The sequence below is a fragment of the Actibacterium sp. genome (genome assembly GCF_041584535.1).
Lineage (GTDB): Bacteria > Pseudomonadota > Alphaproteobacteria > Rhodobacterales > Rhodobacteraceae > Actibacterium_D.
Map to the genome: position 1 here is coordinate 1 of NZ_JBFHDW010000339.1, position 2,509 is coordinate 2,509.

2 protein-coding genes are annotated in these 2,509 nt (G+C 62.4%); both read right to left on the reverse strand.

All coding sequences use genetic code 11. The features are described 5' to 3' along the window. A partial coding sequence (locus ABYW26_RS13295; protein ID WP_372605398.1) for a TrkH family potassium uptake protein occupies nucleotides 1-1,224 on the reverse strand: 1,224 nt, incomplete at its 3' end. A gap of 41 nt (nucleotides 1,225-1,265) precedes the next feature. Then, on the reverse strand, nucleotides 1,266-2,357 hold the full coding sequence (gene folE2, locus ABYW26_RS13300; protein WP_372605397.1) for a GTP cyclohydrolase FolE2: 1,092 nt from the start codon (nucleotides 2,355-2,357) through the stop codon (nucleotides 1,266-1,268). Nucleotides 2,358-2,509: the final 152 nt, after the last annotated feature.

A 2,509-nucleotide genomic window follows, 5' to 3' on the forward strand; every position in this document is an offset into this window, starting at 1 on the left:
CGACAGCGCCCCCAGCGACACCACGAACAGCACAAAGAATGCCATGACCGAGGACAGCACGTCCTCGGACACCGGCCGCCCGTCATAGCGTGGCGTGAACACCGCATGCGGCGCGTGGATCAGCCGCAGTTGCGACTTGATCGAGGCGAACAGCAGCTGGAACCGGAACACCTTGATCGAACAACAGGTCGATCCGGCGCAGCCGCCGATCAGCCCGAGGAAAAAGAACAGCACCACCGGGAACGCGCCCCAAAGCTGGTAATCGACCGAGGCAAAGCCGGTGCCGGTCATGATCGAAGTGACGTTGAACGTGGCCTCGCGGAAGGCGTGCTCGATATGGTCGTCATTGGCCAGCACCCGATACAGGGTCAGCGCCGCCACCAGCGCCAGCACGGTCCACAAGAAGGCCCGCACCTGACTGTCGCGCCGCAACGGGCCGCTGGAGCCGCCCATCAGTTGCACATAGCGCACGAACGGCAGGCTGGCCAAAATCATGAACACCGAGGCCACGTATTCCGCCGGTCCCTGAAACGTGCCGAACGAGGCGTCATAGGTAGAGAACCCGCCGGTGGACATGGTGGTCAGCGCATGGTTCACCGCATCGAACCAGCCCATGCCGACCAGCATATAGATCACGAAGCAGGCCACCGTCAGCAACAGGTAGATCACCGAAATCCGCGCGGCGATCTGCGCGGCGCGGGGCAGCACCTTGCCCGAGGTCTCGAACGCCTCGGAGCGGAAAATCTGCATGCCGCCGACCTTGAGTTCGGGCAGGAACACCATCGCCACGACGATGATCCCGACCCCGCCGAACCATTGCAGCATCGAGCGCCACATCAGCAACCCGTGCGGCAGGTTGTCCAGCCCGCTGAACACGGTCGAGCCGGTGGTGGTCATGCCGGACATGGCCTCGAAAAACGCATCGACCAGCCGCGCGTCGGTGGCGCCCAGAACAAAGGGAATTGCCCCGAAAATCGGCAGGATCAGCCAGACGCCGGTGGTCAAAAGAAAGGTCTGTTGCAGGGTCAGGCCGGATTGCAGGCCCGACGAACAGGCCACCGCGATCACGCCGCCGATCATCACGGTCAGCATCGCGGATTCCATGAAAACCGGCCATTCGCCGTTTTGGTGCCACAGGTCCAGCCCCAAAGGCACCAGCATGGTCGCCCCCAGAACGGCCACAAGCAAGCCGACGACATATCCGATCGGACGCAGGTCAATCATGGCCGCAGGCTTGGCGATCTGCAGGCGAGCTGTCAAGAGCGTCAGCCGCGGTGGATCAGCGACGCGAACAGCAGCGGATCAAGGCTGTGGGTGCCAAAGGTGTCGCCCTCGGCCAGAACGCTGACGGCGTCATGGCTGTGCAGGCTTTCCTGATGGCTGGCGACCACGCGGAAATCGCCGATCCGGTCGTCGGCCCGCAATTGCTCGCAGAACAGCCGCACCGCGTCTTCGACGAAGATCGGGTGGGCGGCGTTCAGTTCGGCAAAGGCCTGTTCGTCCTCGCGTTTGACCATCACCTGGGTTTCGGTCGGCACCGCCTCGCGGCAGAGGTCGATCAGGTCTTCGAACCACAGGCACCCCGCGCCGTCCTTCAGCACCACCGACAACCGCGCGACCGAGCGTTGCGCATGCGGCGTCGCCAGTTGGCCACGGGTGCGGCGGGCATGTTCCGCCAGCTCCAGCGAACAGGGACAGGTCGAGGAATAGACATAGTCCAGATGCATGATCTTGCGGATCGTGCCCTCTTGTTCGACCAGCTCCAGCGCGATGTCGTAATATTGGAACCCTTCCAGCCCCGAGCGCAGCGATTTGCGCATCACCGGGAACGAGAACCGCATCAGGATGCGCGCATCCAGACTGTCCAGATCGCGTTTGTAATCCTCAAGCGCGGCCGAGATCACCTCGAAACTGAACGAGCGTTCAGAATGCTTGTAAAAGCTGCGCATGATCCGCGACATGTTGATGCCCTTGCGGTCGGCCTCAAGGCTGACGGTGCCGGTGACCGAGGTCTCAAGCGTCAGATCGCCATCGTCGCGGGTGTGAAACCGGATCGGCAGGCGGAAATTCGAAATCCCCACATGCTGGATCGGCCGCTGGGCGCCCTTGATCAGGCTGGCCGGGCCATTTTGCAGGTCGGGCAGCGTCGCCTTATAGGCGGCATCCACGGTGAAATCGGTGGGGTAATCCGAGCTAAGCGGCGCACCATTGTCGCCAGCCCCGCCGGGCAGGATGTGATTGATCGCCGGGGCCAAAGCCGCGATGTCAGCATCGCTTGCGGCATCCGCCCAGCGTTTCAGAACGGCCAAGGCCTGTTCTGCCTCGTCTCGCTTGGGGCTTCGGTCATGAATGTTCATCTTGCTTCCCCCTCGGGCGCAGTTCGGCCCTTAATGTAAGTCTTTGGCGCGTATTTACCAAGGTTCATGTCGAATACGCGCCAAAGCGGGGTTTAGATCACATTCAGGGCGGCGGTGATATCGGCCAACAGATCGTCCACGTCTTCCAGACC